This is a genomic window from Lautropia mirabilis, from assembly GCF_900637555.1.
Taxonomy (GTDB): domain Bacteria; phylum Pseudomonadota; class Gammaproteobacteria; order Burkholderiales; family Burkholderiaceae_E; genus Lautropia; species Lautropia mirabilis.
The window spans coordinates 2,580,022-2,594,937 of record NZ_LR134378.1 but is presented as its reverse complement, the minus strand read 5'-3'; the positions used below and the strand labels follow the sequence as shown (position 1 = coordinate 2,594,937).

Sequence of the window (14,916 nt, the reverse complement as noted above, 5' to 3'; positions counted from 1 at the left end):
TTCTTCTCCGACCATGTCACCGACTGCCTCGCGTGCCTCTGCCTTGCGCCTGTCCTTCCTGCTGCTGTGGCGCGACCTGCTGGCCCGTGAGCTGAATCTGCTGCTGGTGGCCCTGCTGGTGGCAGTCGCCGCCGTGACCACTGTCGGATTCTTTGTTGATCGGTTGGATCGTGCACTGAACGAACAGGCCCTGCACCTGCTGGGTGGGGATCTGGTGCTTCGTGCCGACCGGCCCATTCCTGAGGATTGGACCCGGAAGGCACGGGCACTGGGGCTTCGGGTGGCGCATACCGCCTCGTTTCCCAGCATGGCCATGGCCGAGTCTTCCACGCCGGCTGCGGATGCAGAAGACGAGGACGAGGCACTTCCCCTCACGCAGCTGGCTTCGGTGCTCGCCGTCAGCCATGACTACCCGCTGCGGGGTGAACTGACCGTCACGGCCGACGAAGCCGGTCCGTTCGCGGGCGTGTCCGGGACCGATGACGGAGCGTCCCCAGGCAGACTGGCGGATTCGCAGCAGGCACCCGCCCGAGGTCCTTCGTCGGCCAACGAAACGGCCGCGCCTGGTGATCTACAGGCCCGCACATCGCAGACCATCCAGCATGGCCCGCCGGCCGGTTCCGTCTTCGTGGACGAATCCCTGGCGCAGGGGCTGGGCCTGAAGCTCGGGGATACACTGGCCCTGGGCAATGCCCGCTTCACTATCGACCGCTTCATCCTGATGGAGCCCAGTCGCGGTGCTTCCTTTGTCAACTTCGCGCCACGACTGATGCTGTCGATTGACGATCTGCCGGCCACCGGCCTGGTCCGCCCCGGCAGTCGCATCAGCCATGGCCTGCTGGTGGCTGGGGAGGCTCAGGCCATTTCAGAATTCCAGGAATGGCTGCAGCCCCGCTTGGGTGCAGGCCAACGTCTGGAGAATCTGGAAGCAGGCCGCCCCGAGATTCAGAACACGCTCGTGCGTGCGCGTCAGTTCCTGGCGCTGGTCTCGCTGCTGTCGGCCCTGATCGCCGCCGTGGCCATCGGCCTGGGCGCCCGCCGCTTTGCCGAGCGCCACCTGGATGGCTTTGCCATCCTGAAGGCCATGGGGCTGACCCAGCGCGTGCTGGCCCGGACCCTGATGCTGGAGATGCTCTGGCTGGCGCTGGCCGGGGGCGCCCTGGGCGTCATCCTGGGCTGGGTGGCCCATCATGCGCTCACCGGTGTGGCTCGCGTGATGCTGGAGACCTCGCTGCCCGCAGCGTCGGCCTGGCCGGCGCTGCAGGCCCTGCTGGTGGCCGTGGTGCTGGTGCTGGGCTTTGCCGCCGTTCCTGTCCTGCGACTGGCCGGCGTCACGCCGCTGCGCGTGTTGCGCCGTGACCTGGGCGCTCCCGGCTTGTCCGTCTGGCTGGTGCTGGCCGTTGCGCTGGGGGCCTTTGGCCTGCTGCTGTTCTGGCTGGTGGGTGAGGCCCGTCTGTCGCTGCTGGCCCTGGGCGGCTTTGTCGTCGCGGGCCTGGCCTTCGTGCTGCTGGCCATGTGCGGAGTCTGGCTGGCCGCACGTCTGCGCCCGAAACGGACCCGTGGCGGCTGGGCGCTGGTGCTGCGCCTGGCGCTGACGGGCTGGTCCCGGCGACTGTCCATGACGGCCGTGCAGATCGTGGCCCTCACCATCGGCCTGATGGCGCTGCTGCTGCTCACCGTCGTCCGCAATGACCTGCTGGCCGCCTGGCAGCAGGCTGCGCCACCCGATGCCCCCAACCGCTTCGTCATCAACATCCAGCCCGATCAGCAGGCGGACGTCCGCCGGATGCTGGCCGAGGCCGGCCTGGGCGAGGTGCTGCTCTACCCGATGGTGCGGGGGCGCCTGGTGGCCATCAACGACCGTCCCGTCCGCCCGCAGGACTATCCGGATGATCGGGCCCAGCGCCTCGTTGACCGCGAATTCAATCTCTCCTACACCGACCGGATGCCGGGCCACAATCGGCTGGCTGCCGGCCGCTGGATCCATCCCCAGGCCGCCGAGGTCTCGGCCGAGGTCGGCATCATGAACACCCTGGGCCTGAAGCTGGGTGACCACCTGCGCTTCGATGTGGCCGGCCAGCCCGTGGAAATGACCCTGGTGGGCAGCCGGGAGCTGAAGTGGGATTCGATGCAGGTCAACTTCTTCATGATCGGCTCGCCCGCGGCGCTGGCCTCACAGCCGCAGAGCCTGATCACCTCGTTCCATCTGCCGCCGGGCAGGGAAGGGCTGGTGCGACAGCTGACCCGTGCCATGCCCAACCTCACCATTGTCGATACGGGCGCCATCACGGCGCAGATCCAGACGATGATCGGCCAGGTCGTGCAGGCCGTGCAGTTCCTGTTCCTGTTCACGCTGGCCGCGGGCTGTGTGGTGCTCTACGCCGCCATGGGCAGCGTGCGCGACGAACGGGTGGCCGAGATCGCCTTGATGCGTGCGCTGGGCGCATCACGCCGGCAGCTGGGCCTCGTGCAGCTGCTGGAACTGTCCCTGACCGGCCTGCTGGCCGGGCTGATGGGGGCCGCCGGTGCCACGCTGCTGGGCTGGCTGCTGGCCCGGGAGGTCTTCGACTTTGCCTACCAGCCCAGCCTCTGGCTGCTTTCGGGCAGCATCCTGGCCAGCATGCTGTTCATCGTGCTGGCAGGGGGCTGGAACATCTGGCGCCTGCTGGATACCCCGCCGTTGCGCGCCCTGCGTGGCGCCTGAGCATCGGAGGCAGCACCGTCATGCCGGCACGGCGGCGCTGTCGTACGAGCGGAAATAGATCGGCAATAGATCGGCAATAGATCGGCAAAAGCCCTGGTTTTCAGAAGGGTGAAGCATGTTCCGCAATATGAAATGCCGGTTGTTTGCAAAGCAGCGTCGAGATTTCTTATTACAAAATATTCTTGTCGCAATACAAAAATATTTCTTTAGTTGATTGTTTTTGAAGGGAATTTTTCTTGCCCTGTTTTGGGGGCTTTCCCTAGTTGCCCTGCAGCAATGAAGGCCTATCATGGACACATGACGGATCGACGGACAGGCCAGCTGAGCCTCTCCCGCCAGACCCACGGCTTTCATCGTCACAACAGGAGACAAGCATCATGACTTCACGCGAACAGCAAGCTCAGGCCCTACAGAAAGAATGGTCGGAGAGCCCACGGTGGCGCGGTGTTCGTCGTGGCTATAGCGCAGACACCGTGGTGCGGCTGCGCGGTTCGCTGCAGGCCCAGCACACGCTGGCCACCCGTGGGGCCGAAAAGCTCTGGAAGCTGCTCAACGAAGAGCCCTTCATCAACGCCCTGGGCGCGCTGACCGGCAACCAGGCCATGCAGCAGGTCAAGGCCGGCCTGAAGGCCATCTACCTGTCGGGCTGGCAGGTGGCGGGCGACGCCAACGGTGCGGGCGAGATGTACCCCGACCAGTCGCTCTATCCGGCCAACTCGGTGCCGCAGGTGGTCCGCCGCATCAACAACACGCTCACCCGCGCTGACCAGATCCAGTGGTCCGAGGGCAAGAACCCGGGCGATGCCGGCTACGTCGACTACTTCGCCCCCATCGTGGCGGATGCCGAGGCAGGCTTCGGTGGCGTGCTCAACGCCTTCGAACTGATGAAGGCCATGATCGATGCCGGCGCTGCCGGTGTCCACTTCGAGGACCAGCTTGCCTCCGTCAAGAAATGCGGTCACATGGGCGGCAAGGTGCTTGTGCCCACCCGTGAAGCCGTGGCCAAGCTCATCGCAGCCCGTCTGGCGGCTGACGTGTGCGGCGTGCCCACCGTGCTGGTGGCCCGTACCGACGCCGAGGCAGCCGACCTGGTCACCTCCGACGTGGACGACAACGACAAGCCCTTCCTGACCGGCGAGCGTACCGTCGAAGGCTTCTTCCGCACCAAGCCGGGCCTGCACCAGGCCATCTCGCGGGGTCTGGCCTACGCGCCGTATGCTGACCTGGTGTGGTGCGAGACCGGCAAGCCGGACCTGGAGTATGCCCGCAACTTTGCCGAGGCCATCCACAAGCAGTTCCCCGGCAAGCTGCTGGCCTACAACTGCTCGCCCAGCTTCAACTGGAAGAAGAACCTGGACGACGCCACCATCGCCAAGTTCCAACGTGAACTGGGTGCCATGGGCTACAAGTTCCAGTTCATCACGCTGGCCGGCTTCCACGCCCTCAACTACTCGATGTTCAACTTGGCCTACGGCTATGCACGTGAAAACATGTCGGCCTTCGTTGAGCTGCAGCAGGCCGAGTTCGCCGCCGCTGACAAGGGCTTCACGGCCGTCAAGCACCAGCGTGAGGTCGGTACCGGCTACTTCGATGCCGTGACCACCGCCATCGAGGGTGCTGAAAGCTCCACCACGGCGCTGAAGGGCTCCACCGAAGACGAACAGTTCTTCGACAAGTCCAAGGGCTGATCCAGGCATCTGCCATTCAGCCGGGAAGCTGACGGTGCCTGAGTAGGGGCACCGCCCATCAGGCGGGCCGGGATGACGCAATCAGCGTCACCCGGCCCGTTTTCAGCTTCTGGTCTGCAACCCGCTTCCCCGCATCAGGCTCCTTCCGTCATGCCCTCTCCATCACCAGATGCACATAGGGCCGCTTCACCAGCCGCCCGTCCTTGCTGACAGCCAGATCCTCTTCCTGCACACGCGCCACCCGCTGCAGGGGCAGGGCGCCCACCTGTTGCTCGATGTCGGTGGCATCCCACAACGCAAAGCCGTGCGCGGCAAACGGCAGCCGCTGCATGAAGGCCTTTTCGGCAAACGTCAGACAAAGCCGGCCGCCCGGTTTCAGCACCCGTGCAAGCTCTGCCAGCATTGCCGGCATGTCTGCCCAGAAATACACCGTGTTCACCGCCAGCGCCCGGTCGAACGACGCATCTGCCAGCGGCAGCCGTGTGCCGTCATAAAGCACATGATCGGCCAGGCCGGCCTGGATGAAGGGTGCATTGAAGGCCTGAGCTTGCGCCACCATCGTCTCCGAGATGTCGAGCCCGATGTACTGAAGCTCGGGCGCCCGTGACAGCAGATACCCCAGCAGCCCGCCATCGCCAGCTCCCAGCTCCAGCACCCGGTTGCCCGCCTGCAGATCCAGCTGTACCAACGCTCCCAGGATCATCGACAGATTGCGCAGGTTCATCACCCGTCCGAATTCCTTGCCCAGCTCGCCTTGTGGGCAGCGTAGCTGGGAAGCGATCTGTTCGGCCGTCATCGGCAGGGAGCCAGAAGGCCGGCCAGACGGTCCGTTGGCGGCTTCGTCGACGGCATGATCAGGGGGGCGAGACATGGCGGATCACCCCAGGGGCGACGGGTCAAGGGGAGAAGCCCATTCTGGCACATCGCTACCTCCCTCATGCACAAAGGAGCCACGCCCGACAGGGCATGGCGGGCAACATGCCAGGCCACCGCCGGTGCAGAGCACCTGGAACGCCCTGATGAACGGCGATTCTGATCGGCCAATCGACCGAGCCATCGGGACGGGTGCCCGCATGGCCAGGCAAGGAAATCTGCCTTTTGTCTGTGCTTATTTCTCCCGGGTTCTGGAGAAGGTGAAGGCGTTTTCCCAGAGAGCATGCGCCACTTCAGGAAATCGATCACAGCTGTCGGATACCGATGGGCCGCGCATTTCAGTCCCCACGGACACCTGTCGGACTAGGCCGGGCCATCCGCGATGCCGATCGTCGGAAAGGCCTTGATCCGCCAAGATGGAGCCTCCTTCAACAAGCCACACGGAGCTTCCAAATGGCACAAGCAGTCAGCACCCCCCGCACCGCCACCCGTACCGTTTCCCGCCGCAAATCGCTGGGTCAGGGCATGACAGAGTACATCGTCATCGTTGCGCTGGTGGGCGTGGCCGCCATCGGCGTCTATTCCTTCCTGGGCCAGTCAGTACGTGGCGCCACTGCCGGCATTGCGCTGGAGCTGGCTGGCGAGAATGCGGACAAAGGCATCAAGGAGGCCAAGAGCGCCAGCGACAAGGCGGTCAATGCCGCCAAGGCCAAGGCCACGCTCAACAACTACAACAGCAACAACCACTGATGGCAGGGAGCGCGGCTTCGGTCATCCGGTCCTTCCAGGCTTCCGATGCAGCTCCGACAAGGGTCGGGGCTGCATCGGGCAGGGCAGACACCTGGCACTCATCGAAGCCGCCCCCTTGTGACCATCGACTCCGCATTGTCCGTCAACTCGTCTGGAGCATGATGTGATGCGACACACGATCCGGCCCGGCTGCTCACGCACCCGGGCCTTTTCATCCCGTCGATCTGGCCGACGACCTGCTGCGCGACAGTCTGGCCAGGCGCTGATCTTCGGCATGTTCCTGCTGGTCATCGTGGCGGTGCTGACTTTCTATCAGTTTTCCACCGGACAGGTGACCACCGCCCGCATGCGCCTGGTCAACGCGACGGATGCCGCTGCCTACAGTGCCGGCCTCTGGCGGGCCCGTGCCTTCAACTACTACGCCTACAGCAACCGCGCCATCATCTTCAACGAAGTGGCCATTGCGCAGACGGCGACATTGGTTTCATACGCGGGCTTCATCACGCAGGCCGTCAAGAACCTGGAAACCGTGTCCAGAGTCATCCCGCCCCTGAATGCCTATCTGCGCGCTGTTGAACGGGTCGTCACCAACCTGAACAAGGCACTTCGGATCATGAGCGCCGTGGAAGTGGCCGGACGAAGTGCCTACATCCATGCATTGGCCGTCAGCCAGGATGTGATATGGGGGACGACCAATGGCTATGTGCTGAACCAGCTCACCAATGAGGTGATGAAGAAGACGGACGAGCACTTTCATGGCTATCTGATCCGTGGAACGCTGGGTGATCAGATGACCCGGAATCATGGTGATGAGGATCGGAGCCGGCTCAAGGATCTCGTCCAGCGATCGCTGGATGAGTATTCGGTGAATCGGGGACTGAAGGTCTGGATACCGGGGACAACAGACTGGCTGGTCTGGCGCGGTCAGACGGAAATGATCCGGGATCACGATACCACCGCCATGGATCGGTGGCAGTCCTATGACACGTTGTCCATCCATCATAGAAGATGGCTGCACAAGAGAAGGACGCGGGAAGCCATGCCTCTGGCCTGGAGTGGCGTCGAGATTGCCAAGGATCCCAAGCAGTCCATGGATCGCCTGAATGGGCAGGCCAGCAGCCAGAAGCATGATAACGGGCGCGCCTATCGGCTGATCGACCGATCCGGGTTCTGGTCGGCAAGAGCCTATCTGGGGCTTCCTGCGGTCAGGGATCTGGATGAGAACAGCAAGGCCATGCGGGAGAACAGCCGTTTCCCCACCGACAAGGTGACGGTGATTGGCGTGATTCAGAAGAAGAACACGATCAACACGGCCGATCAGACCGGTCTGGGGGCAGGGCGTCTCAAGCTGAAGGACGCGTTTGCAGACTTCCGCAGAGATGCGGCCATGGTTGCCATGTCGTCCGCTCAGGTGTACTTCCGCCGCCCGCCGGGCGGAAATGAACGGGTGGAGTACGCCAGCATGTACAGCCCCTACTGGCAGGTTCGCCTGGTGGGCGTGGATGCGCAGGAGCGGGCCATGGCGGGCGCCCTGGGAACGCTCGGGAGATGAACATGGTCCTCAAGGAGCACCTTTCAGGGCGCGGCCAACGTGGCCAGGCACTGGCGGAAACCATGGTCGTGATTTCCTTCGTGATGCTGCCGTTCTTTGTGGCGGTACCGCTGCTGGCCAAGTATCAGGACATGCGACAGGCCACGGTGTCGGCATCGCGCACCGCAGCCTTCGAGTGTTCGGTCCGCTTCGAGGCCTGTCGAAACGGCCAGGCAACGGATGACATTGCCGATCAGATCCGTCGGCGTCATTTCAGCAAGACGTTGCTTGGCCTGCGATCGGATGAAACCCCGGCGGATGATCAGCTGGAACAGGAGCGGAACCGTTTCTGGGTGGACCGGAAAGGCAATGCGCTGTTGCAGAGCTACAAGGATGTGGCGCTCCGGATCGATCACGAGAATTTCGATGCGTTCAAGGGACAGCGGCGGGTTGAAGCGTTCCTGAGTGCTGCGTCCGATGTGTCCGGCCCCGGCCGGTTCGGGCTGGCGGCTCGTGGCGGGTTGTTCTCCGCGCAGGTCCAGAGTCGTGCTCCGATGGATACGTGGTTGTGGGGCAAGCTGAACCTGAACCATGACCCGATGCTGACCTTCGACAGCCGCCTGGGGATATTGGCCGATGCCTGGAATGCGTCCAGTGCCAAGGGATCGGAAGCCAGCAGCCTGGCGTCCCGTCTGGACAAGGGGCGACGCCTGCCATCCGGCCGGGAGCTGATCAAGGCCACCAACGATGTCGCCCATGTTCTGCCGACGGACATGGTGAACAGCTTGCCCAACGGCGATCCCGAGCGGTTCATCGAGCTGGTTCATCAACCCCTGGTTCACCTCATCCGCTCGCCAAGCAAGATCTTCAAGGAAAGCAACGGCAATAAGTTCAACTACCACCAGGTGGATGTGGAGATTGTTCCGGAGGACCGCCTCCCGCCACCGAACACGGAGACACGTCCATGAGCATGCACAAGTTCAATCCTGCAAGATCGATGCTGGCTGCCATGCTGCTGGCAGGCATCGGCATGGCATCGATACCTGCCCAGGCTGCGCCGCGCTTTCAGCCGCATGAGCAGATGCTGATGACCGACAGCCTGCTGCCCGGTGGTCGTGTCAGCATCAGCCAGTTTCGGGACAGCGGTTCGGTGGAAGACGCCATGCGCCGTCTGGAGGAGGACTGGGCGAGTCCGGATCTGCCACCGATGCGCAGCCAGCGTGATGGCTGGCAGGTCATGACGCATATGGATGGCGATGTCATCGAGACGGTGGAGATGAAGCGCAGCGGTCCGGGCATCGAGGGGCGGCGCATTCGCTGGAAGCCTGACCAGAAGGCCGAGGCAGCGCTGGCCGAGGATGAGCGCTGGTTCAAGGGGCTGCTGCCGGCCACGGCACGGCCGATGCCCGCCATTTCGCACGTGGATGGCGGACACCGCACCAGCACCTTCGTGGCCAGTACGGACGACAGCGTGGTGCGCCTGGACAACTGGATCGGTCGCAAGCTGCAGAAGCAGGGCTATCAGCTCATCAGCGATTCGCGTGAGGGCGGTGGCAAGGATGCCCAGGCCACCATCTACGGCCGACAGGGCGAGGAAGTGGTGCTGGCCGTATCCAAGCAAGGCAACCGGCAGTTTGCCGTGATGCACTGGAGGCGGTGATGAAAGTCACGCATCGGATCATCCATCTGGCCGCCTGTCCGTCAGAAATCGCCGCCCGGACTAGGCCAGGTTTGCAGGGGCTTCATTGTGACATGGGCACAGGAGACGAACCCGCGCACCATGTCGACATCGGCCGGCGACGGCGGCTTTCACAGCGCGGCCAGGCCTCCATCGAGTATCTGCTGATCGGACTTGCGCTGTGTCTGGTCCTCTTTCATGGGGAACCCAGCGCGATGAAGAAGATTCTGGTCGCCATTCAGCAGAACTATTCCCACTTTTCCTACGCCATGTCACTGCCATGAATCCCATCGTCATCCGGATCCTCGAACGTCATCGAAACCTGCTGCTGATGTCAGCCGCCATGCTGTGTGGTGGCGTGGCGATCTATGCCGGCTCACGCTACGTGAATGAACAGGTCCAGGCCGAGCGCGAGCGCCTGGCGCCCGTGGCCCAGCAGATGGTCGATGTGGTGGTGGCCAATGCCACGCTCGACAAGGGCGAGATCGTGAGCGGCGAAACCATGGCCATCCGCTCCGTACCGGCCGAATACGTGTCCAGCTCGGTGGTGACGCCGGAGCAGTTCGACGCCCTGGTGGGCCAGCGTCTGCTGCTGCCCATGCGTCCTGGCGAGATGCTCTCGACGGCCGCCGTGTCATCCGCCGAGCAGCTCGTGTTCTCGTCGCGCGTCAAGCCGGGCATCCGCGCACTGACCATCTCCGTCGACGAGATCAATTCCATCTCCGGCATGCTGCAGCCGGGGGACCGCATCGACCTGCTGCTGACGGCACGACCCCCTTCGGCCAGCGGACATGGTGAAGCCGAGCACGACGCCACCGTGCCGCTGTTGCAGAACCTGCTGGTGATGGCTACGGGCCGCCAGGTGCGTCCTGGCGCAAACGACAACGGCGATGATCGAAGCTTCTCGTCGGTGACGGTGGAAGTGACGCCCAGCCAGGCGCAACGTCTGATCGTGGCGCAGCGTGCCGGCCGGCTGACGGCCGTGCTGCGCAACCCTGACGACGGCATGCCGATGGATGCTGCGGCCGTGGACCTGCGCAGCCTGTTCCCACAACCGGCACGTCCGGCGGTGGCGCCTCGCAAGGTGGTGGCACGGCAGGATCGTCGCCCGCAGATGATCGTGGGGGGCATGGGCCAGCCGATGATCGGACGGATGCCGGCCTACAGCCTGCAGCCCGGGGCTGCCAAGCCTGTCACGCCGACGATGGCTGTTCAGGCACAGGCTCAGACGCTGACCCAGGCTCAGATGCAGGCGCAAGTGCAGGCCGAGGAATCCGGCAATTCGTTGACGAATCGCTGATCCCTCATTCCGAATTCTCGTGAAAGCAGAGCACGCCATGTTCTCTCATATTCCATCCTCGTTTGAACCGTCGCTGCAGGAACACCGCACCGTGAAGGCTGATCCGTTCTCTTCCCGATCCTTCTGGCCCAAGACGATCTGCGTGGCGCTGCTGGGGGCGCTGTCGATGCAGTCGGTCCTCGCGCAGGGCGTACCGGTGGCTTCAGCAAGCAATGGAGCCCCGAAGCAGGTGAAGTCCGGAAGTGTCGTTCCCGTAGCTACAGGAGCTGTGAAGGACACGCAGCAGGAAGATCCTCTGGAGGCCCTGCTGGCCCGCGTCACGGAATCGAGATCCACGTTGGCATCGGCATCCAAAGCAGAATCCATAGCGGCATCGGCATCGGCATCGGCATCGGCATCGGCATCGAAGCCAACCCCAACCCTGGCATCGGCATCGGCAGAACGTGTGCCGTCCATGCGTGTGGCTGTCCGGCGGGATGCGCAAAATGGCACGCAACAGGATGCAGCACCGTATATCCAGCCTGATATGCAATCTACGACGGCAAGTGCCCGGCTGGTGGTTGACCGACGTGCCGCGCTGCTGGCTGCTGCCGAGCGACAGCAGCAGCTGCGAAAGGAGATGAACCCAGCGGGAGGCGTCTCCCGCGCAAACCGACAGGAGATTGCGTCTGCCCGAGGCGTGATCATGCCGGCAGCGCCCAGGCCTGCTGCCGCGACGCCCGACGTGATGCGCACGTCCACAAGTGCGCCCGCAAGTACGTCCACTCGAATGACCACCCGCATGAATGAGGTGGGCGCTGCGGCATCCGTTCTGCGTCCGTCGTCCACGATGACGTCCACGGACGCGATCGAAACAATCACCCTGTCCTTGGGGCAGGGGCATCTGATGGAAGTGGGCCAGGTTCTGCGCATTGCACTGGGCTCGGGGCGCGTGTTGCAGGCCAACTGGCTGGATGACCGGCAGCTCCTCCTGATTCCGGAAGCACCGGGCGAGACGACGCTGCACCTGTGGCTCAAGGGGGGCGGTATTCGCAAGTATCAGATCCTGGTGACGGAGTCGAACAGCGTGCGGCTGGCGCAGGATATGAACCTGCTGCTGGGCGAGAACAGCGGGGTGCGTGCCCGGGCGCTGGGCGACCGGATTCTTCTGGAAGGTCAGAACCCCACTGAGGAAGGCGCCTGGCGTGCGGCTGAGCTGGTCAAGCGCTACCCGCAGGTCATCAGTCTGGTCAGCCGTCGCGGCTATGAGCAGATGATCAACCTGGAAGTGAAGATGATCGAGATCGGCCGCAATGCGCTGAAGCAGCTGGGTGTGCGCTGGCAGGGCGGCGGCGCCGGGGATTGGGCGGTGTCAGGCCCCAGCTTCGGCGTCATCGGTGACTTCAAGCGCAGCGGGGCGTTCCTGCCGGAAGGGGGCGCTGCGGCCACGCGAGGCTTTGCTGTTGCGCCACGCATTCATCCCTTTGCCACCAGCGCATCGATGGTCTCTTCGCTCAGCAGCATGATCGACCTGATGGTGCAGAACGGTGATGCGGCGGTGCTGGCCGAGCCACGTCTTTCCACCCGCTCGGGCGGAAAGGCGCGTTTCGTGGCAGGCGGTGAGCTGCCCATTCCGGTGCTGAGCGCCAACGGTGCGGCCAACGTCGATTTCAAGGAGTATGGGGTGCGCTTCGAGGTGGAGCCGGTGGTCAATGCCCAGGGCGTTATTTCGGCCAGCCTGCATACCGAGGTCTCGTCCATCGACGATGAGGTGACGGTCATGGGCGTACCGGGCCTGCGCAAGCAAAGTTCCAACACCGATGTGAACCTGCGCCCGGGCGAGACGCTGGTGATTGCCGGCATGGTGCGCAACGAGATGTCGGGCGCCATCACCAAGATTCCGGGCCTGGGTGACCTGCCCATCCTGGGCCATCTGTTCCGCTCCAAGCGTTTCCGCCAGCGTGAATCCGAGATGGTGGTGCTGATCACGCCACGGCTCAGTGAGCAGGGTTCGGCGCCCGCCGTGGATCCTCGTGTTCAGGCCCTGCAGCAGCGGGCCGATGCGCTCAAGAAGCAGTTCGACATGCTGGATTGAGCCTGGGCGTCGCAGCGCCCATCCGCCATGGTCGCCGGGATGGACTAGGCCGGTCGATGGCAGGCGGCAAGGATGCCGCGACGATGGAAGCCGCTTGCGGTGCAATGAAAGCCTTTCAATGTCAGGTGACGGACATGCTGGAAATCGTGATCGAGGAAGAGGGCAGGGAAAGCCGCACCGTTCCGGTGGCAGGCCTGCCGTGCCGTATCGGCCGGGGCAAGGAGGCCGAGGTGCAGCTGGGCGGCTGGCGCGTGGCGCGCGTACACGCCGAGCTTCAACGCATTGGCCGTGGTGTGAAGCTGGTGGACCTGGGCACCATCGTCGGTACCCGCGTCAACGGCGAGCGGGTAGTGGAGTACGGCCCGCTGTCCGAACGGGACGAGATCGTGGTGGCTGGCTATCGGCTGCGCGTGCAGGGCAGCGGGTTGCGGCTTCCTGCATCGGGGCGCTCGGCGCTGCTGGATGATGACGGGCTGGAGACGGATGTCGAAGGGAGGGAGGCACCCGCAGCGCCGAAGATTGCACCCGAAGGGGATCATGCCGCGACCGGGGCTGCGGTATTGCTTCGGAATGCGGTGAGCCGTCGATCGGATGACGAGGGGGCTTCTGATCACGGTGATGGTCAGTCGGGGCAGGGCATCTCAGGAAGAACCTTGGCCACGCCGGTGAATGACGCAATGCCGACGGCAGGAGAAGGTTGCCGTGCTGATGGCGGCCTGGAGGGGCATGACCATGCCTGTGGCTCCGGCTCCGGCTCCGGCTCCGGCTCTGTGGGCGGCCATGTGGCTGGTGATCGCCGCGATCCGGGGGAACACAGGGATTCGCGTGAACACGGCGATTCCGGTGAGCGCCCCGACGCCATCAGAGGCGAAGCAGGTGACGCTGATGAGCAAGGTGAAGCGTCCGGCGGTGCTGGCGTCAGGGACGGCGGCAAGGTCGTGTCCATGGGCGCTGCTGCCGATGCCGGCTGGCGCGGTGCCGACGACGGCATCGACCAGGTCCGTCTGGCCGACTATGCGCGGGCCGCGCAGGAACAGGGCAAGGCGTTGGGCTGGCGGCGCCTGGTGCAACGGCAGCTGCTGGAGGTGATCGATCTGCGGCGCAGCAACCTCACCCAGTTCTCGGCCGACGAGGTGAAGGCCGAGGTGCGTTCGGCGGTGGAGCGGATCGTGGCCGGCATGCAGAACCTGCCGCCCGACATCGACCGTGACATGCTGGTGCAGGACAGCGTAGATGAGGCCGTGGGCCTGGGGCCGCTGGAGCGGCTGATGACCGACCCGCTGATCAGCGAGATCATGGTCAACAGTGCCACCGACATCTTCGTGGAGCGCAAGGGCAAGCTGCAGCAGGTGCCGCTGGCGTTCTCGGACGATGATGCCATCCGCAACGTGATCGAGCGCATCGTGGCGCCGCTGGGCCGGCGCATCGATGAGTCCTCGCCGCTGGTGGATGCGCGTCTGCCTGATGGTTCGCGGGTCAACGCCATCATTCCGCCGGTGGCGCTGAAAGGGCCCACCATCACCATCCGGCGCTTCAACCGCACGGTGATGACGCCAGATACGCTGGTGGCCAACCAGAGCGCTTCGCCGGCGATGATGGAATTCCTGCGCATCTGTGTGGAGCAGCACAAGAGCATCATCGTCTCGGGCGGCACAGGCTCGGGCAAGACGACGCTGCTGAACGTGCTGTCGAACCTGATTCCGGTGGGGGAGCGGCTGATCACCATCGAGGACGCGGCTGAGCTGAAGCTGATGCACCCGCACTTAGTGTCGCTGGAATCGCGGCCCCCCAATGCCGAGGGGCGCGGGGCCATCACCATCCGGGATCTGGTCAAGAACGCGCTGCGCATGCGGCCCGATCGCATCATCGTGGGTGAATGCCGGGGCGGCGAGGCGCTCGACATGCTGCAGGCGATGAATACCGGTCACGAGGGCTCGATGACGACGGTTCACGCCAACACGCCGCGCGACGTGCTGTCGCGGCTGGAGGTGCTGATGCTGATGGCCGGGGTGGAGCTTCCGCTGGCGGCGCTGCGTGAACAGATCGCCAGTGCGGTGGACCTGATCATCCACCAGGCGCGTTTTCCGGATGGGTCGCGTCGCATCACGTCGATCACCGAGGTGTGTGGCGTGGAAAGCGGCAAGATCCAGAGCCACGAAATCTTCCGCTATGAGCAGACCGGATTGAAGAACAGCCGTGTACAGGGACGGTTCCGGGCCTGCGATGAGGTGCCTTCGTTCTACGAGGCGCTGCGTGATCGAGGGGTGTCCGTGGATTTCAGCATCTTCGAGGACGACGCGGTGACCGCGTGAGCGGCC

General features: G+C 64.2%; 12 protein-coding genes. 10 read left to right on the top strand and 2 right to left on the bottom strand.

Annotated elements, in window-relative coordinates:
* The first annotated feature begins 13 nt into the window (after positions 1 to 13).
* Both EL249_RS10565 and aceA read left to right on the top strand, forming a co-directional pair.
* Positions 14 to 2,704, top strand: coding sequence for an ABC transporter permease (locus EL249_RS10565; RefSeq protein ID WP_005672507.1), 2,691 nt, complete (start codon positions 14 to 16; stop codon positions 2,702 to 2,704).
* 377 nt (positions 2,705 to 3,081) lie between these two features.
* Positions 3,082 to 4,392, top strand: a complete 1,311-nt coding sequence (gene aceA / locus EL249_RS10560; RefSeq protein WP_040529656.1) for an isocitrate lyase — start codon at positions 3,082 to 3,084, stop codon at positions 4,390 to 4,392.
* A gap of 148 nt (positions 4,393 to 4,540) precedes the next feature.
* On the opposite strand, the gene EL249_RS10555 is transcribed toward aceA, so the two are convergent.
* Positions 4,541 to 5,263: a class I SAM-dependent methyltransferase gene (locus EL249_RS10555; protein WP_197721584.1), complete on the bottom strand. Its 723-nt coding sequence runs from the start codon at positions 5,261 to 5,263 to the stop codon at positions 4,541 to 4,543.
* Between the two features lie 455 nt (positions 5,264 to 5,718).
* Here EL249_RS10555 and EL249_RS10550 point away from each other — a divergent pair, with 455 nt between their 5' ends.
* The 6 genes from EL249_RS10550 (at position 5,719) to cpaB (ending at position 10,524) form a co-directional block, all read left to right on the top strand.
* Positions 5,719 to 6,015 carry a Flp family type IVb pilin gene (locus EL249_RS10550; protein ID WP_005672513.1) on the top strand — a complete coding sequence of 99 codons (297 nt, stop codon included), beginning with the start codon at positions 5,719 to 5,721 and terminating at the stop codon, positions 6,013 to 6,015.
* A gap of 166 nt (positions 6,016 to 6,181) precedes the next feature.
* Positions 6,182 to 7,567, top strand: coding sequence for a Tad domain-containing protein (locus EL249_RS10545; protein WP_083799440.1), 1,386 nt, complete (start codon positions 6,182 to 6,184; stop codon positions 7,565 to 7,567).
* The gene (locus EL249_RS10540) at positions 7,564 to 8,514 is read left to right on the top strand and encodes a hypothetical protein (RefSeq protein ID WP_005672517.1); all 951 of its coding nucleotides are present in this window, start codon (positions 7,564 to 7,566) and stop codon (positions 8,512 to 8,514) included. Before EL249_RS10545 ends, EL249_RS10540 begins: the two co-directional genes overlap by 4 nt.
* On the top strand, positions 8,511 to 9,206 hold the full coding sequence (locus EL249_RS10535; protein WP_005672518.1) for a hypothetical protein: 696 nt from the start codon (positions 8,511 to 8,513) through the stop codon (positions 9,204 to 9,206). The genes EL249_RS10540 and EL249_RS10535 overlap by 4 nt, the downstream gene beginning before the upstream one ends.
* A complete protein-coding gene (locus EL249_RS10530; RefSeq protein ID WP_005672519.1) occupies positions 9,206 to 9,508 on the top strand; it encodes a hypothetical protein in 303 nt (100 codons plus the stop codon). The genes EL249_RS10535 and EL249_RS10530 overlap by 1 nt, the downstream gene beginning before the upstream one ends.
* On the top strand, positions 9,505 to 10,524 hold the full coding sequence (cpaB, locus tag EL249_RS10525) for a Flp pilus assembly protein CpaB (protein WP_005672520.1): 1,020 nt from the start codon (positions 9,505 to 9,507) through the stop codon (positions 10,522 to 10,524). The genes EL249_RS10530 and cpaB overlap by 4 nt, the downstream gene beginning before the upstream one ends.
* 45 nt (positions 10,525 to 10,569) lie before the next feature.
* On the opposite strand, the gene EL249_RS10520 is transcribed toward cpaB, so the two are convergent.
* Positions 10,570 to 10,980: a hypothetical protein gene (locus tag EL249_RS10520; protein ID WP_083799441.1), complete on the bottom strand. Its 411-nt coding sequence runs from the start codon at positions 10,978 to 10,980 to the stop codon at positions 10,570 to 10,572.
* A gap of 313 nt (positions 10,981 to 11,293) precedes the next feature.
* Between EL249_RS10520 and EL249_RS10515 the strand changes: the two genes are divergently transcribed.
* Entirely contained in the window at positions 11,294 to 12,598 is a 1,305-nt protein-coding gene (locus EL249_RS10515) for a type II and III secretion system protein family protein (RefSeq protein WP_005672521.1), read from the top strand.
* Between the two features lie 134 nt (positions 12,599 to 12,732).
* The gene (locus EL249_RS10510; protein ID WP_169311653.1) at positions 12,733 to 14,910 is read left to right on the top strand and encodes a TadA family conjugal transfer-associated ATPase; all 2,178 of its coding nucleotides are present in this window, start codon (positions 12,733 to 12,735) and stop codon (positions 14,908 to 14,910) included.
* The last annotated feature ends 6 nt before the right edge of the window (positions 14,911 to 14,916 follow it).